This is a genomic window from Caulobacter sp. BK020, from assembly GCF_004342605.1.
In the GTDB taxonomy this organism is placed as follows: Bacteria; Pseudomonadota; Alphaproteobacteria; order Caulobacterales; family Caulobacteraceae; genus Caulobacter.
This window is the reverse complement of the sequence record NZ_SLZL01000019.1, coordinates 1-17,405: the sequence shown is the minus strand read 5'-3', so window position 1 is coordinate 17,405 and position 17,405 is coordinate 1. Positions and strand designations below refer to the sequence as shown.

Below are 17,405 nucleotides of genomic sequence, written 5' to 3'. Positions count from 1 at the left end.
AGCGGCGAGGGTGGACGCTAGGTCATTCGAATTCACGCGCGGAGTCCGTCCGCGCCCAGGGAAAAAACATGGCGCAATCCTTCACCGGCAAGAAGCGGATCCGGAAGTCTTTCGGCCGCATCCCCGAAGCTGTGCAGATGCCGAACCTCATCGAGGTTCAGCGCTCCTCCTACGAGCAGTTCCTTCAGCGCGAGGTCCGTCCGGGACAGCGCCGCGACGAAGGCATCGAGGCGGTGTTCAAGTCGGTGTTCCCGATCAAGGACTTCAACGAGCGCGCGGTGCTCGAATACGTCTCGTACGAATTCGAAGAGCCCAAGTACGACGTTGAAGAGTGCATCCAGCGCGACATGACCTTCGCGGCGCCGCTGAAGGTCAAGCTGCGCCTGATCGTGTTCGAAACGGAAGAGGAAACCGGCGCCCGGTCCGTCAAGGACATCAAGGAGCAGGACGTCTACATGGGCGACATCCCGCTCATGACCGATAAGGGCACCTTCATCGTCAACGGCACCGAGCGGGTCATCGTCTCGCAGATGCACCGTTCGCCCGGCGTGTTCTTCGACCACGACAAGGGCAAGACCCACGCCTCGGGCAAGCTGCTGTTCGCCGCGCGCGTGATCCCCTACCGCGGCTCGTGGCTGGACTTCGAGTTCGACGCCAAGGACGTGGTCTATGTCCGCATCGACCGCCGCCGCAAGCTGCCGGCCACCACCTTCCTCTATGCCCTGGGCATGGACGGCGAAGAGATCCTGACCACCTTCTACGACGTCGTGCCGTTCGAGAAGCGCACCGCGGCCGGCGCCGAAGGCTGGGCCACCCCGTACAAGCCCGAGCGCTGGCGCGGCGTGAAGCCGGAATTCGCCCTGATCGACGCCGACACCGGCGAGGAAGTGGCGCCGGCCGGGACCAAGATCACCGCCCGCCAGGCCAAGAAGCTGGCCGACAACGGCCTGAAGACCCTGCTGCTGGCGCCGGAGGCCCTGACCGGCCGCTACTTGGCCCGCGACGCGGTCAACTTCGAGAACGGCGAGATCTACGCCGAGGCCGGCGACGAGCTGGACGTCACCTCGATCCAGGCCCTGGCCGACCAAGGCTTCAGCACCATCGACGTGCTGGACATCGACCACGTCACGGTCGGCGCCTACATGCGCAACACCTTGCGCGTGGACAAGAACGCCGTCCGCGAGGACGCGCTGTTCGACATCTACCGCGTGATGCGTCCGGGCGAGCCGCCGACCGTCGAAGCCGCCGAGGCGATGTTCAAGTCGCTGTTCTTCGACGCCGAGCGCTACGACCTGTCGGCCGTGGGCCGCGTGAAGATGAACATGCGCCTGGAGCTGGACGCTTCGGACGAGATGCGCGTGCTGCGCAAGGAAGACGTGCTGGCGGTGCTCAAGCTGCTGGTCGGCCTGCGCGACGGTCGCGGCGAAATCGACGACATCGACAACCTCGGCAACCGCCGGGTGCGGTCGGTCGGCGAACTGCTGGAAAACCAGTACCGTGTCGGCCTGCTGCGCATGGAACGCGCCATCAAAGAACGCATGTCGTCGGTCGACATCGACACCGTGATGCCGCACGACCTGATCAACGCCAAGCCGGCCGCGGCCTCGGTGCGCGAATTCTTCGGCAGCTCGCAGCTGTCGCAGTTCATGGACCAGACCAACCCGCTGTCGGAGATCACCCACAAGCGCCGCCTGTCGGCCCTTGGCCCGGGCGGTCTGACCCGCGAGCGCGCCGGCTTCGAAGTCCGCGACGTTCACCCCACCCACTACGGCCGGATCTGCCCGATCGAAACGCCGGAAGGCCCGAACATCGGCCTGATCAACTCGCTGGCCACCCACGCGCGGGTCAACAAGTACGGCTTCATCGAGAGCCCCTACCGTCGCGTCGCCGACGGCAAGCCGCTCGACGAGGTCGTCTACATGTCGGCCATGGAGGAATCCAAGCACGTCATCGCCCAGTCGAACATCAAGGTCGAAGGCGGCGAGATCCATGACGACCTGGTCCCCGGCCGGATCAACGGCGAGCCGACCCTGCTCCAGAAGGAACAGGTCGACCTGATGGACGTGTCGCCGCGCCAGGTGGTTTCGGTGGCCGCGGCCCTGATCCCGTTCCTGGAAAACGACGACGCCAACCGCGCCCTGATGGGCTCGAACATGCAGCGTCAGGCCGTGCCGCTGGTGCAGTCCGACGCTCCGCTGGTCGGCACCGGCATGGAAGCCGTGGTCGCCCGTGACTCGGGCGCCGTGGTCATCGCCAAGCGCACCGGCGTCGTGGAGCAGATCGACGGCACCCGTATCGTCGTCCGCGCCACGGAAGAGACCGACAGCGCCCGTTCGGGCGTCGACATCTACCGTCTGAGCAAGTTCCAGCGCTCGAACCAGTCGACCTGCATCAACCAGCGCCCGCTGGTGAAGGTGGGCGACAAGATCAGCGCCGGCGACATCATCGCCGACGGCCCGTCGACCGAGCTGGGCGAACTGGCCCTGGGCCGCAACGCGCTGGTCGCGTTCATGCCCTGGAACGGCTACAACTTCGAAGACTCGATCCTGATCTCCGAGCGCATCGTCCGCGACGACGTCTTCACCTCGATCCACATCGAGGAATTCGAAGTCATGGCCCGCGACACCAAGCTGGGTCCGGAAGAGATCACCCGCGACATCCCCAACGTCGGCGAGGAAGCCCTGCGCAACCTCGACGAAGCGGGCATCGTGGCGATCGGCGCCGAGGTCCAGCCGGGCGACATCCTGGTCGGCAAGGTCACGCCGAAGGGCGAAAGCCCGATGACGCCGGAAGAAAAGCTGCTGCGCGCCATCTTCGGCGAAAAGGCCTCGGACGTCCGCGACACCAGCCTGCGCCTGCCCCCGGGCGTCGCCGGCACGATCGTCGATGTGCGCGTGTTCAACCGTCACGGCGTCGACAAGGACGAACGCGCCCTGGCCATCGAGCGCGCCGAGATCGACCGCCTGGGCAAGGACCGCGACGACGAGTTCGCGATCCTGAACCGCAACATCTCGGGCCGCCTGCGCGAGCTGCTGATCGGCAACGTCGCCCTGTCGGGTCCCAAGGGCCTGTCGCGCGGTCCGATCACCGCCGAGGGCCTGGCTGAAGTCCAGCCGGGTCTGTGGTGGCAGATCGCCCTTGAGGACGAGAAGGCGATGGGCGAACTGGAGGCCCTGCGCCGCCTGTTCGACGAGAACCGCAAGCGCCTGGACCGCCGCTTCGAGGACAAGGTCGACAAGCTGCAGCGCGGCGACGAACTGCCCCCGGGCGTGATGAAGATGGTCAAGGTCTTCGTGGCCGTGAAGCGCAAGCTTCAGCCGGGCGACAAGATGGCCGGCCGTCACGGCAACAAGGGCGTCATCTCGCGCATCCTGCCGATCGAGGACATGCCGTTCCTCGCCGACGGGACGCACGTGGACGTGGTTCTGAACCCGCTGGGCGTGCCTTCGCGCATGAACGTCGGCCAGATCTTCGAAACCCACCTGGGCTGGGCCTGCGCCAACCTCGGCAAGCAGATCACCAACCTGCTGGAAGACTGGCAGCACGGCGGCCAGAAGGAAGCCCTGGTCCAGCGCCTGGGCGAGATCTACGGCCCGGACGAGGAACTGCCGGAGTCCGAGGAAGAGCTGGTCGAACTGGCCCGCAACCTCGGCAAGGGCGTTCCGATCGCCACCCCGGTGTTCGACGGCGCCCGCATCAGCGATATCGAGGACCACCTCGAAATGGCTGGCGTGAACCCGTCGGGCCAGTCAATCCTGTTCGACGGCCAGACCGGCGACCAGTTCAAGCGCCCGGTCACGGTCGGCTACATCTACATGCTGAAGCTGCACCACCTGGTCGACGACAAGATCCACGCCCGTTCGATCGGTCCGTACTCGCTGGTCACCCAGCAGCCGCTGGGCGGCAAGGCCCAGTTCGGCGGTCAGCGCTTCGGGGAAATGGAAGTGTGGGCTCTGGAAGCCTACGGCGCGGCCTACACCCTGCAGGAAATGCTGACGGTGAAGTCCGACGACGTGGCCGGCCGGACCAAGGTCTACGAGTCGATCGTCCGCGGCGACGACACGTTCGAAGCCGGCATCCCCGAAAGCTTCAACGTGCTGGTCAAGGAAATGCGCTCGCTCGGCCTGAACGTCGAGCTGGAGAACAGCTGATCCGGATCTCCCTCTCCCGCCTGACGGCGGGGGAGGGGCCTTCGCTCAGCCACGCTCCACTTTGAATTTTCGCGGGTAAGCCCCGCAGAAGGAACCAAGATGAACCAGGAAGTCCTGAACATCTTCAATCCGGTCCAGGCCGCTCCGACCTTCGACCAGATCCGCATCTCGCTGGCCTCGCCGGAAAAGATCCGCTCGTGGTCGTTCGGCGAGATCAAGAAGCCCGAGACCATCAACTACCGCACGTTCAAGCCCGAGCGTGACGGCCTGTTCTGCGCCCGTATCTTTGGCCCGACCAAGGACTACGAATGCCTGTGCGGCAAGTACAAGCGCATGAAGTACAAGGGCATCATCTGCGAGAAGTGCGGGGTCGAAGTCACCCTGGCCCGCGTCCGTCGCGAGCGCATGGGCCATATCGAACTGGCCTCGCCGGTCGCCCACATCTGGTTCCTGAAGTCGCTGCCCTCGCGCATCGCCATGATGCTGGACATGCCGCTGAAGGACATCGAGCGGGTCCTGTACTTCGAGTACTACATCGTCACCGAGCCGGGCCTGACCCCGCTGAAGCAGCACCAGCTGCTCAGCGAGGACGACTTCATGCGCGCCCAGGACGAATACGGCGACGACAGCTTCACCGCCGAGATCGGCGCCGAGGCCGTCCAGAACCTGCTCAAGGCGATCGACCTGGAGAAGGAAGCCGAGAAGCTGCGCGAAGAGCTGGCGGGCAACCCGTCGGACATGAAGCAGAAGAAGTTCTCCAAGCGCCTGAAGATCCTGGAAGCCTTCCAGGAGTCGGGCAACCGTCCGGAGTGGATGGTGCTGACCGTCGTGCCGGTGATCCCGCCGGAACTGCGCCCGCTGGTGCCGCTGGACGGCGGCCGCTTCGCGACCTCGGACCTGAACGACCTGTATCGCCGGGTCATCAACCGTAACAATCGCTTGAAGCGCCTGATCGAGCTGCGCGCCCCCGACATCATCATCCGCAACGAAAAGCGGATGCTGCAGGAGTCGGTCGACGCCCTGTTCGACAACGGCCGCCGCGGCCGCGTGATCACGGGCGCCAACAAGCGGCCGCTGAAGTCGCTGGCCGACATGCTGAAGGGCAAGCAAGGCCGCTTCCGCCAGAACCTGCTGGGCAAGCGCGTCGACTATTCGGGCCGTTCGGTCATCGTCGTGGGTCCCGACCTGAAGCTGCACGAGTGCGGCCTGCCCAAGAAGATGGCGCTGGAGCTGTTCAAGCCGTTCATCTATGCGCGGCTGGACGCCAAGGGCCTGTCGGGCACCGTCAAGCAGTCCAAGCGCATGGTCGAGCGCGAGCAGCCCCAGGTGTGGGACATCCTCGAAGAGGTGATCCGCGAGCACCCGGTGATGCTGAACCGCGCCCCGACGCTGCACCGTCTGGGCATCCAGGCGTTCGAGCCGAAGCTGATCGAGGGCAAGGCCATCCAGCTGCACCCGCTGGTCTGCGCCGCATTCAACGCCGACTTCGACGGCGACCAGATGGCCGTGCACGTCCCGCTGAGCCTCGAGGCCCAGCTGGAAGCGCGCGTCCTGATGATGTCGACCAACAACATCCTGTCGCCCGCCAACGGTCGCCCGATCATCGTGCCGTCGCAGGACATCGTCCTGGGCCTGTACTACCTGTCGGTGGCCCGCGACGGCGAGCCGGGTGAAGGCAAGATCTTCGCCGACCTGGGCGAGATCGAAGCCGCCATGGACGCCGGCGTCGTCAGCCTGCACGCCAAGATCAAGTCGCGCTTCACGGAAATGGACGCCGACGGCGTCATCCGTCGCCGGGTGATCGACACCACCCCGGGCCGGATGAAGATCGCCGCCCTTCTGCCGCAGCACACCGCGATCGGTCACCGACTGATCGAGAAGGCGCTGACCAAGAAGGAAATCGGCAACCTGATCGACGTCGTCTATCGCCACTGCGGCCAGAAGGCGACGGTGATCTTCGCCGACCAGATCATGGGCCTGGGCTTCAAGGAAGCGGCCAAGGCCGGCATCTCCTTCGGCAAGGACGACATCATCATCCCGAAGCGGAAGGAGGCGATCGTCGCCGAGACCCGCACCCTGGCCGAGGAGTACGAGCAACAGTACGCCGACGGCCTGATCACCAAGGGCGAGAAGTACAACAAGGTCGTCGACGCCTGGGCCAAGGCCACCGACCGCGTCGCCGACGAGATGATGGCCGAGCTTCAGATGAAGCATAAGGACGAGAACGGCCGCGAGAAGGAAATCAACGCCATCTACATGATGGCCCACTCCGGCGCCCGCGGTTCGCAGGCTCAGATGAAGCAGCTGGGCGGCATGCGCGGCCTGATGGCCAAGCCCTCCGGCGAGATCATCGAGACCCCGATCGTCTCGAACTTCAAGGAAGGCCTGACCGTTCAGGAGTACTTCAACTCGACCCACGGCGCCCGCAAGGGCCTGGCGGACACCGCGCTGAAGACCGCCAACTCCGGCTACCTGACCCGTCGTCTGGTCGACGTCGCGCAGGACTGCATCATCGTCGAGGAAGACTGCGGCACCACCAAGGGCATCACCCTGCGGGCCGTGGTCGAAGGCGGCGACGTGCTGGTCTCGCTGGGCACGCGCGTCCTGGGCCGTTTCTCGGCCGAGGACATCAAGGATCCGGCGACCGGCGAGATCATCATCCCGGCCGACACCTATCTGACCGAGAACATGGCCGACGCCATCGAAGCGGCTGCGGTGCAGTCGGTGAAGGTGCGCTCGGTCCTGACCTGCGAGGCCAAGATCGGCGTCTGCGGCGCCTGCTACGGCCGCGATCTGGCCCGCGGCACGCCGGTGAACATCGGTGAAGCGGTCGGCGTCATCGCCGCCCAGTCGATCGGCGAGCCCGGCACCCAGCTGACGATGCGGACCTTCCACATCGGCGGCACCGCCCAGGTGGCCGAGCAGTCGTTCTTCGAAGCCAGCAACGACGGCGTGGTCCGGGTCACCGGCGCCACCGTCGAGGCGGCGGACGGCGCCCTGGTCGTGATGAGCCGCAACACCTCGGTGAGCGTGCTGGTCGACGGCAAGGAACGCGAGAACTACAAGCCGCCGTACGGGGCGCGCCTGAAGGTCAAGGACGGCGACAAGGTCAAGCGCGGCCAGCGCCTGGCCGACTGGGACCCCTACACCACCCCGATCATCACCGAGGTGGGCGGCAAGATCCGCGCCGAGGACCTGGTGGATGGCTTCTCCGTCCGCGAGGAGACCGACGAAGCCACCGGCATCGCGCAGCGCGTGATCGCCGACTGGCGGACCTCGGCCCGCGCCTCGGACCTGCGTCCGGCCATGGGCGTGCTGTCGGAAGACGGCTCGTACAAGCGCCTCTCCAACGGCGGCGAGGCTCGCTACCTCCTGTCGGTGGGCGCCATTCTGTCGGTGGCCGACGGCGACGAGGTCAAGCCGGGCGAGGTCATCGCGCGGATCCCGACCGAAGGCGCCAAGACCCGCGACATCACCGGGGGTCTGCCGCGCGTCGCCGAACTGTTCGAAGCCCGCCGTCCGAAGGACTGCGCGGTCATCGCGGAAATGGATGGCCGTGTCGAATTCGGCAAGGATTACAAGAACAAGCGCCGGATCAAGATCACGCCGGACATCGACGCCGACGGCAACCAGCCCGAAGCGGTCGAGTTCCTGATCCCGAAGGGCAAGCACATCGCGGTGCATGATGGCGACTACATCACGCGCGGCGAGTACATCATCGACGGCAACCCGGATCCGCACGACATCCTGCGCATCCTGGGCGTCGAGGCCCTGGCCAACTTCCTGGTCGATGAGATCCAGGAAGTCTATCGACTGCAAGGCGTGCCGATCAACGACAAGCACATCGAGACGATCGTTCGTCAGATGCTGCAGAAGGTCGAGATCGTCGAGCCGGGCGACACGGGCCTGATCAAGGGCGACCATCTGGACAAGCCGGAGTTCTTCCACGAACAGGACAAGGCCATCGCCCGCGGCGGCCGTCCGGCCACCACCCAGCCGGTGCTGCTCGGCATCACCAAGGCCTCGCTGCAGACCAAGAGCTTCATCTCGGCCGCGTCGTTCCAGGAAACGACCCGCGTCCTGACCGAAGCCTCGGTGCACGGCAAGACCGACACCCTGGAAGGCCTGAAGGAAAACGTCATCGTGGGTCGCCTGATCCCCGCCGGCACGGGTTCCTACCTGCGCAGCCTGCAACGCATCGCCGCCAAGCGCGACGAGCAGCTGGCCCAGCAGCGCGAAGAGTCGATGGAGCCGCTGCCCGCGGTCATCGCCGAAGAGGCGTAAGCTTCCTTCGAGACCGAAACGGAACGGCCCGGGAGCGATCCCGGGCCGTTTTGTTTTGACCTGGGACGCACACTCGCGACGGAGCCTTTGCCGGCCTTTCTGGTGCGTTCAGCGAGTGTGTGTCCCCTCCGTCGTGCTCAGTCCTCTCCCAACACCGCCAGCCGCTCCAGTCGCGGTCCCGCGAAGTCCAGGAACGCCCGCGCCAGCGGCGGCATGAACCGGCCGCCCACCGTGACCAGCTGCACGGGCAGGGGCGGGGGCTCGAAGTCGGGGAGCAGGCGCACCAGCCGCCCGGCCGCCAGATCCTGCGCCACCTGGTAGGACAGGGCGCGACCCACGCCGCGCCCCGCGATCATCGCCGCCAGGGCCGCCTCGACATTGTTGACCCGCAGCCGGGGCTGCAGCCGCACGGCCCGCGCCTTGCCCCGGTGTTCGAACCGCCACTCCGGCGAGGCCGAGACCACGGTGGTCAGAATCGTCTCGTGGTCGGCCAGATCGGCGGGCTCCAGCGGCGTCCCACGCCGCGCCAGGTAGTCGGGCGCGGCCACCACCAGGCGCCGCACCTGGCCCAGCTTGCGGACCACCAGGCTGGAATCGGCCAGCGGCCCGATCCGCAACGCCACGTGCAGCTCGCCCTCGATCAGGTCCAGGTTACGGTCGTGCAGGGTCAGATCAGCCTGAACGCCCGGGTGCTCGGCCAGGAAGTCGGCCACGATCGGGGTCAGGTGGCGGCCGCCGAACACGGTCGGGCCGGTGATCCGCAGCGTGCCGCGCACCGCGTCGGCGGCGGGGGACTGGAGGGCGGCGTCGTAGTCGGCCAGCAGCCGCCGGGCCCGCTCGGCCAGGTCGCGCCCGGCCTCGGTCGGGGCCAGGCGGCGGGTGGTGCGCTCGATCAGCCGCGCGCCGATCCGCTCCTCCAGCGCCGCCAGGGTCCGGGTCATGGCGGCGGGCGAGCGCCGTAGCCTGCGCCCGGCGGCGGCCAGCGACCCGCTGTCCATCACCGCCACCAGCAGGGCCAGTTCGTCGAGCCTGTCCATTCCGTCATTCGCAATTATGTCTTGCGAATTTGCCCAATTCATTTCGCCTAAGGCAATGGCGAATATGCGTCCCGCACCAAGGGAGAGCGTCATGTCCGACACCGCCATCGTCCTGCACGGCACGCCGCTGTCGGGCCACACCCACCGGGTCGGCCTGATGATGAACGCCCTGGGCCTGGCCTACCGCTTCGTCCTCGCGCCCAAGGACGTCCGCGCCTCGCCCGCCTTCCTGGCCCTCAACCCGCTGGGCCAGATCCCGGTGCTGCGGGATGGCGACCTGGTCCTGGCCGACAGCAACGCCATCCTGGTCTATCTGGCCCGCCGTTATGCGGCCGACAGCGGGTGGCTGCCGCAGGAGCCCGTCGCCGCCGCCCGCGTCCAGCGCTGGCTGTCGATCGCCGCCGGCGAGGTGATGCACGGGCCGGCCATCGCCCGGATGATCGCCCTGTTCGACTTCCCCGACGATCCCGTCCGCGCCGCCCGCATCGCCGCCCGTGTCCTGGCCTTCATGGACGGCCACCTGGCGGACCGCGCATTCCTGGCCGCCGACCACGTCACGATCGCCGACCTGGCCTGCTATTCCTACGTCGCCCACGCCCCGGACGGCGGCGTCGACCTTGAGCCCTATCCGGCCGTGCGCGCCTGGCTGGCGCGGGTCGAGGCCCAGCCGTGGTTCAAGCCCATGCCCGACTTCGCGGCGGCCTGAGATGGAGGGCCCTTTCCATGCCGGCGAACTGGTCGCCCAGGCCCTGGCGGGCGTCGGGACGCCCTGGGCGGGGGGCATCCGGCCGTTCATGCCCGACCAGCACCGCGACTTCTTCGCCCTGCTGCCCTACCTGTTCATCGCCACCGTTGGCGACGACGGCTGGCCCGTGGCCACGGTGCTGACCGGCCAGCCGGGCTTCGTCCAGAGTCCGAACCCCACCACCCTGACCATCGCGGCCTTGCCGCGGGCGGGGGAACCCGGCGCCGAGCTGTTCGCCGCGGGTCGGCCGTTCGGCGCCCTGGGCCTGGACTTCGCCACCCGCCGCCGCAACCGCGCCAACGGCCGGATCACGGCGGCGGGCGAGGGCGGCCTGACGCTGCAGGTGCTGCAGAGCTTCGGCAACTGTCCGCAATACATCCAGACCCGCGCGGTGCAGGCCGGGCCGGCCGCGACCCGGCCGGCTGAGGCGATCGCCTTCCCGACGCCGCAGGCCGCGGCCCAGATCGCCCGCGCCGACACGATGTTCGTGGCCAGCCATGCTGGGGGCGACAACGCCAATGGCGGCGTCGACATCTCGCATCGCGGCGGCCTGCCGGGGTTCGTGAAGGTCGACGGCGAGGTGCTGACCGTGCCGGATTTCCGGGGCAACCGGTTCTTCAACACCCTGGGCAACCTGGTGCTCGACCCGCGCGCGGCCCTGCTGTTCGTCGATTTCGCCACCGGCGACCTGCTGCACCTGCAGGGCAGGGCCGAGATCGACTGGGAGGCGCCGGCCGGCGGCTGGCCCGAAGGCGTCCAGCGCCAGTGGCGGCTCACGGTCGAGCGCGCCTGGCGCCGCCCCGCCGCCCTGCCGTTGCGCTGGACGTTCGGCGACTATTCGCCGGTGACGCTGGCCACGGCGGCGTGGAACGCGTCGGCGGCTGCGGCCTGAGCCGGTTACCGGGTGCGGCGCAAGGTCGCGGTTTCGCCTGGGGGATCAATCGCTCGCAAGGTTAAGCCTTGCTTGAGACGTTGCGGTGCAAACAGGCATCAGGTTTCTCCCAGACATTGGCGCCCCATGCGTTCGGACATCTCCACCAAGGTCACCCTGACCGTTGTCGCGGCCTTCATGACCCTGTTGCTGGCCCTGCTGGCCATGGTCGGCAAGAACTCGCTGGACTTCGCCAAGTCGCAGGCGGTCGCCCAGCAGGAGGCCAGCATGCGCGTGGCTTGGGACGCGGTCGGCGGCCACGGCGCGGTCTTCGCGCGCGACGGCGACAAGCTGACGGTGGGTGGCAAGGTGCTGAACGGCGACATCGCCACGGTCGACCACGTCAAGGACCTAGTCGGCGGCACCATGACCATCTTCCTCGGCGACACCCGCGTCGCCACCAACGTCCAGAAGCCGGACGGCAGCCGCGGCCCGGGCACCACCCTGGCCAAGGGGCCCGTCTATGACGCGGTGCTGGGCCGGGGCGAGTCCTATCGCGGCGAGGCCAAGGTGCTGGGCAAGCCCTATTTCGCCGCCTACGACCCGATCAAGGACGCCTCCGGCCAGGTGATCGGCATCCTCTATGTCGGCGTGGCCAAGGCCGACTACTTCCAGCCCGTCTATCGCCAGCTGATCTGGCTGGCCGTGGCCGGCGCCGTGCTGGCCGGACTGGGCGTCGCCGCTTCCGTGATCGTGGTCCGCCGCCAGCTGTCGCCGCTGCGCGACCTGCGCGACGCTATGAAGCGGGTGATGGGCGGCGACCTGTCGGTGGCCCTGCCGTTCGCCGGTCGGCGCGACGACATCGGCCTGATGGCCGACGCGGTCCACGCCTTCCGCGACGAGGCCCGCGAGAAGGGCCGCATCGAGGCCCAGGCCGAGGCGCATCGCCAGGCCGCCGAGGCTGAGCGCCGCCTGTCGGCCGATCGCGACAGCCAGCAGGCCGAGCAACAGGCCCTGGTCGTGTCGCGCCTGGCCCACGGCCTGGACCGGCTGTCGGCCGGCGACCTGACCGTCCGCCTGACCGAGGCCTTCGCCCCCGACTACGAGCGCCTCCGCGCCGACTTCAACCAGGCCGTCGAGCGCCTGGAGCAGGCGATGGGCGCGGTGATTTCCGCCGTGGGCGGCCTGACGGCGGGGGCCAACGGCATCGCCGGGGCGGCCGGCGACCTGTCGGCCCGCAGCGAGCAGCAGGCCGCCAGCCTGGAAGAAGCCGCCGCGGCCCTGACCGAGATCACCAACGCCGTCCGCGTGGCCGCCGACGGGGCCCGCGGGGCCCGCGAAGCCGTCAGCCAGGCCCAGGCCGAGGCCGGCCGCTCGCGCGCCGTCGTCGACGAGACCATCCAGGCGATCGGCGGCATCGAGGCCTCCTCGCACCAGGTGGCCCAGATCATCGGGGTGATCGACGAGATTGCGTTCCAGACCAATCTGCTGGCCCTGAACGCCGGCGTGGAAGCCGCCCGCGCTGGCGACGCCGGCCGCGGCTTCGCCGTCGTCGCCCAGGAAGTCCGGGCCCTGGCCCAGCGCTCGGCCGACGCCGCCAAGGAGATCAAGATCCACATCGCCGACTCGGCCCGCCAGGTCGAGGCCGGCGTCGTGCTGGTCGGCCGCACCGGCGAGGCCCTGCAGAAGATCGCCGGCCAGGTCGGCGCCATCGACGGCGTCATCGGCCAGATCGCCGCCTCGGCCGCCGAGCAGGCCTCGGGCCTGTCGGAGGTCAACACCGCCGTCAGCCACATGGACCAGGCCACCCAGAAGAACGCCGCCATGGTCAACCGCTCGGCCGCCGACAGCCTGACCCTGGTGCGCGAAGTCGAGGGCCTGGCCGGCCTGATCAGCCATTTCAGGGTGGGGGCGGCTAGCGCTGGTCGTTCTGGCGCTCGGCCTTCTTCCGACGCTCGTCGGCCTTCCGCGCATCGTCCAGCCGCTTGACGGCCCGCTGATCGGCCGACAGCGACCGGCCCAGCCCGTCCTGCTCGGCGCCCAGCACCCAGGGGATGTCCTTGCCCTTGCCCGGATCGTCACGATTGCGGTGATCCACCCCCACGCCCATGGGGGCGTCGCGATAGGCGCGGTCGGCCTGCTGCCGGATCGCCTGGGCGTCGAAGCCCCGCCGCTTGGCCGCGTCCATCGGCGCGTCATAGACCGGCGCGTTGCGGGCCCTGGCCCCGAACGCCTCGTCGCAATGCTCCTGCTCACGCCGGTTGAGGCCGACGGCCTCGGCGTTGGCGCAGCCGGCGCTGCTGCCGCGCAGGGCGGTGCGCAGATCGCCGCGCGGGCCTTCGGGCAGGGGCGCGGGATGCAGGCCCGTGGCGCGGTTGGCCGGCGCGGGCGGACCAGGAACGGGGGCGACGCCCAGCGGCTGGATCCAGGACGGCGCGACCCGGCGCGGCGCGCGCGGCTGGACCGGCGAGGCCGCCGCGGCGCGATCGGGGCTGGCCGCGATCTCCGGCGTCGGCCGGCGGGGGAGGCGCTCGCGGTCCAGGGTGACGCTGATGGCGTCCTCGTCGTCCGACCGATCCTGGAAGCGCGCCGCCACGGGCCAGCCCAGGACGGCCAGGATCACGGCGTGCAGCACCAGCGACCCGCAGAGGACGGCGCCGTTTCTCAACCGGGTTTTGCGCGCCGTCGATGAGGGCAAGAACAAGCTCGACAGGAACAGGGAGCGGCGAGGCTTGCCACCGCGAGTGGCGAAACCATGGCGGCTGAACGTTAGATGGGATGACCAACCGCCTGCGCCAGTAGGGTTCGGGGGGCGAGAAAGCGGGGCCGTTAGCAGGTCATTAACCGACGCAAACCCGCGATTTGACTCGGCATTGACGTCGGAGGCGTTCGCGAGTAGTTTCCGCGCTCTTTTCGAGGCGGACCCTGTCCGTCCTGATGAGCGCCCGTCCCTTACCCGACGGACCAGCCCGCCGGAACGCTCTCCGCGTCCCGGCGAGTTTCGTGTTTATCAGGTCCTCATCCGAGGCCGAGACAAGCCGGAATAAAAACGACAAGGACCCTGAAGCGCCTCGGCCGAAAGGCACACGCTTCCATCAGAGCAGAGACTTAATGCCTACCGTCAACCAGCTCATCCGCAAACCGCGCCAGCCTAAGCCGGTCCGGAACAAGGTGCCCGCCCTGAAGGGCTGCCCCCAACGTCGCGGCGTCTGCACGCGCGTCTACACGACGACCCCGAAGAAGCCGAACTCGGCTCTGCGTAAGGTCGCCAAGGTCCGTCTGACCACCGGCATCGAAGCCGTTTGCTACATCCCGGGCGAAGGCCACAACCTGCAGGAGCACTCGGTGGTGCTCATCCGCGGCGGCCGCGTCAAGGACTTGCCCGGCGTCCGCTATCACATCCTGCGCGGCGTCCTCGACACCCAAGGTGTCAAGGATCGTAAGCAGCGTCGTTCGCTCTACGGCGCCAAGCGTCCGAAGTAAGGAAGAAGAAGTATGTCCCGCCGCCGTCGCGCCGAGAAACGCCAAGTCCTGCCGGATCCCAAGTTCGGAGATCTGATCGTCACGAAGTTCATGAACTACGTGATGTATGAAGGCAAAAAAGCCGTCGCCGAAAACATCATCTACGGTGCTTTCGACATCCTGGAATCCAAGCGCAAGGACCAAGGTCCGCTTGAGACCTTCCACTCCGCCCTGGACAACGTCGCCCCGGCGATCGAAGTCCGGTCGCGCCGCGTCGGCGGCGCCACCTATCAGGTGCCGGTGGAAGTCCGTCCGGACCGTCGTCGCGCCCTGGCCATCCGCTGGCTGGTGACCGCCGCCCGCAAGCGTGGCGAAAACACCATGACCGAAAAGCTGGCCGGTGAGCTGCTCGACGCCTCCAACAACCGCGGCACCGCGGTGAAGAAGCGCGAAGACACCCACAAGATGGCCGAAGCCAACCGGGCGTTCTCGCACTACCGCTGGTAAGCTTTCTTACCAGCACTCTTTCAGGCGCGGGCGGTTTGAGATAAACCGCCCGCGCCGCACGTTTAAATGTCCCTGCCCCAGCTTGGGGTCGGGCTGTCACGCAGAGCTAGATCCATGGCCCGCCAGCATAAAATCGAAGACTACCGTAACTTCGGCATCATGGCGCACATCGACGCCGGAAAGACGACGACGACCGAGCGGATCCTGTACTACACGGGTAAGTCGCACAAGATCGGCGAAGTCCACGACGGCGCCGCCACCATGGACTGGATGGACCAGGAGCAAGAGCGCGGCATCACCATCACGTCGGCCGCGACGACCGCTTTCTGGAAAGAAAAGCGCCTCAACATCATCGACACCCCCGGACACGTCGACTTCACGATCGAGGTCGAGCGCTCGCTCCGCGTCCTCGACGGCGCCGTGACGGTGTTGGACGGCAACGCCGGTGTCGAGCCGCAGACCGAAACCGTCTGGCGCCAGGCCGACAAGTACAAGGTTCCGCGGATCGTGTTCGTCAACAAGATGGACAAGATCGGCGCCGACTTCGACAAGTCGGTCGAGTCGATCCGCGACCGCCTGGGCGCCAAGGCCGTTCCGATCCAATTCCCGATCGGCTCGGAATCCTCGCTGAGCGGCCTGGTCGACCTGGTCCGCATGAAGGCCGTGATCTGGGACAACGACGGCCTGGGCGCGTCCTATCGCGACGAAGAGATCCCCGCCGACCTGATGGACAAGGCCGTCGCCGCGCGCGCCTACCTGGTCGAGAACGCCGTCGAGCTGGATGACGACGCGATGGAAGCCTATCTGGGCGGCGAAGAGCCGACCGAGGAAACCATCAAGAAGTGCATCCGCAAGGCCGTGCTGACCGGCGCCTTCTATCCGATCCTCTGCGGCTCGGCCTTCAAGAACAAGGGCGTCCAGCCCCTGCTCGACGCCGTCGTCGACTACCTGCCGTCGCCGATCGACATCCCGCCGACCAAGGGCATCGACTTCAAGACCGAAGCCGAAGTCGAGCGCAAGGCCTCGGACGACGAGCCCCTGTCGGTCCTGGCGTTCAAGATCATGGACGACCCCTTCGTCGGTTCGCTGACCTTCTGCCGCATCTATTCGGGCAAGCTGGAAACCGGCATGAGCCTGCTGAACTCGACGCGCGACAAGCGCGAGCGGGTCGGCCGCATGCTGCTGATGCACTCCAACAACCGCGAAGACATCAAGGAAGCCTATGCCGGCGACATCGTCGCCCTGGCCGGCCTCAAGGAAACCCGCACCGGCGACACCCTGTGCGATCCGCTGAAGTCGCCGGTGATCCTGGAGCGCATGGAGTTCCCGGCCCCGGTCATCGAGATCGCCGTCGAGCCCAAGTCCAAGGCCGACCAGGAAAAGCTGGGCGTGGCCCTGGCCAAGCTGGCCGCCGAGGATCCGTCCTTCACCGTCTCGACCGACTTCGAAAGCGGCCAGACGATCCTGAAGGGCATGGGCGAACTGCACCTGGACATCAAGATCGACATCCTCAAGCGCACCTATAAGGTCGAGGCCAACATCGGCGCGCCGCAGGTGGCCTATCGCGAGTCCCTCGGCAAGCGCGCCGAGATCGACTACACCCACAAGAAGCAGACCGGCGGTACGGGCCAGTTCGCCCGCGTCATGATCACCTTCGAACCGGGTGAGCCGGGTTCGGGCTTCGTGTTCGAAAGCGCCATCGTCGGCGGCGCGGTGCCGAAGGAATACATCCCCGGCGTCCAGAAGGGCCTGGAGTCCGTCAAGGACAACGGCCTGCTGGCCGGCTTCCCGCTGATCGACTTCAAGGCGACCCTGACCGACGGCAAGTACCACGACGTCGACTCCAGCGTGCTGGCGTTCGAAATCGCGGCCCGCGCCGCCTTCAAGGAACTGCGCGAGAAGGGCGCCCCCAAGCTGCTCGAGCCGATCATGGCCGTCGAGGTCGTGACCCCGGAAGAGTATCTGGGTTCGGTCATCGGCGACCTAAACGGTCGTCGTGGCATGATCCAGGGCCAGGACATGCGCGGCAACGCCACGGTGGTGAACGCCTTCGTGCCGCTGGCCAACATGTTCGGCTACGTGAACACCCTGCGCGGCATGTCCCAGGGCCGCGCCCAGTTCACCATGCAGTACGACCACTACGAGCCGGTGCCGCAACACGTCGCCGACGAAGTGATCAAGAAGTACGCCTAAGCTAACCCCAGAAATTCCCATTAATTTGAGGCCCCTCTGGGGTCCCGGAGCTAGAGAAAAATGGCCAAGGAAAAGTTCGAACGCACTAAGCCGCACTGCAACATCGGCACGATCGGTCACGTTGACCACGGCAAGACGACGTTGACGGCGGCGAT

Annotated in this window: 11 protein-coding genes; 9 read left to right on the top strand and 2 right to left on the bottom strand. The window is 67.4% G+C overall.

Annotation, left to right across the window (positions count from 1 at the left end):
• The first annotated feature begins 68 nt into the window (after window positions 1-68).
• Window positions 69-4,151 carry a DNA-directed RNA polymerase subunit beta gene (rpoB, locus tag EV278_RS19395; protein WP_132095118.1) on the top strand — a complete coding sequence of 1,361 codons (4,083 nt, stop codon included), beginning with the start codon at window positions 69-71 and terminating at the stop codon, window positions 4,149-4,151.
• Window positions 4,152-4,250: 99 nt separating this feature from the next.
• On the top strand, window positions 4,251-8,435 hold the full coding sequence (rpoC, locus tag EV278_RS19390; protein WP_132095116.1) for a DNA-directed RNA polymerase subunit beta': 4,185 nt from the start codon (window positions 4,251-4,253) through the stop codon (window positions 8,433-8,435).
• A gap of 137 nt (window positions 8,436-8,572) precedes the next feature.
• On the opposite strand, the gene EV278_RS19385 is transcribed toward rpoC, so the two are convergent.
• Complete coding sequence (locus EV278_RS19385; RefSeq protein WP_132095114.1) at window positions 8,573-9,472, bottom strand: LysR family transcriptional regulator; 900 nt, start codon at window positions 9,470-9,472, stop codon at window positions 8,573-8,575.
• A gap of 91 nt (window positions 9,473-9,563) precedes the next feature.
• Between EV278_RS19385 and EV278_RS19380 the strand changes: the two genes are divergently transcribed.
• The 3 genes from EV278_RS19380 to EV278_RS19370 all read left to right on the top strand — a co-directional run bounded on the left by EV278_RS19380 (window position 9,564) and on the right by EV278_RS19370 (window position 13,077).
• Window positions 9,564-10,178, top strand: a complete 615-nt coding sequence (locus EV278_RS19380; protein ID WP_132095112.1) for a glutathione S-transferase — start codon at window positions 9,564-9,566, stop codon at window positions 10,176-10,178.
• Window position 10,179: 1 nt separating this feature from the next.
• A complete protein-coding gene (locus tag EV278_RS19375) occupies window positions 10,180-11,109 on the top strand; it encodes a pyridoxamine 5'-phosphate oxidase family protein (RefSeq protein ID WP_132095110.1) in 930 nt (309 codons plus the stop codon).
• A gap of 126 nt (window positions 11,110-11,235) precedes the next feature.
• Window positions 11,236-13,077, top strand: a complete 1,842-nt coding sequence (locus tag EV278_RS19370) for a methyl-accepting chemotaxis protein (protein ID WP_132095109.1) — start codon at window positions 11,236-11,238, stop codon at window positions 13,075-13,077.
• Here the strand turns inward: EV278_RS19370 and EV278_RS19365 are convergent.
• The gene (locus tag EV278_RS19365) at window positions 13,004-13,786 is read right to left on the bottom strand and encodes a hypothetical protein (protein WP_132095107.1); all 783 of its coding nucleotides are present in this window, start codon (window positions 13,784-13,786) and stop codon (window positions 13,004-13,006) included. The genes EV278_RS19370 and EV278_RS19365 overlap by 74 nt on opposite strands.
• Window positions 13,787-14,199: 413 nt before the next feature.
• Between EV278_RS19365 and rpsL the strand changes: the two genes are divergently transcribed.
• From rpsL to EV278_RS19345, 4 genes are all read left to right on the top strand, one after another.
• Window positions 14,200-14,571 carry a 30S ribosomal protein S12 gene (rpsL, locus tag EV278_RS19360; RefSeq protein ID WP_007661566.1) on the top strand — a complete coding sequence of 124 codons (372 nt, stop codon included), beginning with the start codon at window positions 14,200-14,202 and terminating at the stop codon, window positions 14,569-14,571.
• A gap of 12 nt (window positions 14,572-14,583) precedes the next feature.
• Complete coding sequence (gene rpsG, locus EV278_RS19355; RefSeq protein WP_047403744.1) at window positions 14,584-15,057, top strand: 30S ribosomal protein S7; 474 nt, start codon at window positions 14,584-14,586, stop codon at window positions 15,055-15,057.
• Window positions 15,058-15,171: 114 nt separating this feature from the next.
• Window positions 15,172-17,250 (top strand): elongation factor G, encoded by a 2,079-nt coding sequence (gene fusA / locus EV278_RS19350; protein WP_132095105.1) that lies wholly within the window; start codon window positions 15,172-15,174, stop codon window positions 17,248-17,250.
• Between the two features lie 60 nt (window positions 17,251-17,310).
• Window positions 17,311-17,405: GTP-binding protein (locus tag EV278_RS19345; protein ID WP_132095103.1), on the top strand; the 95-nt coding region annotated here is incomplete at its 3' end.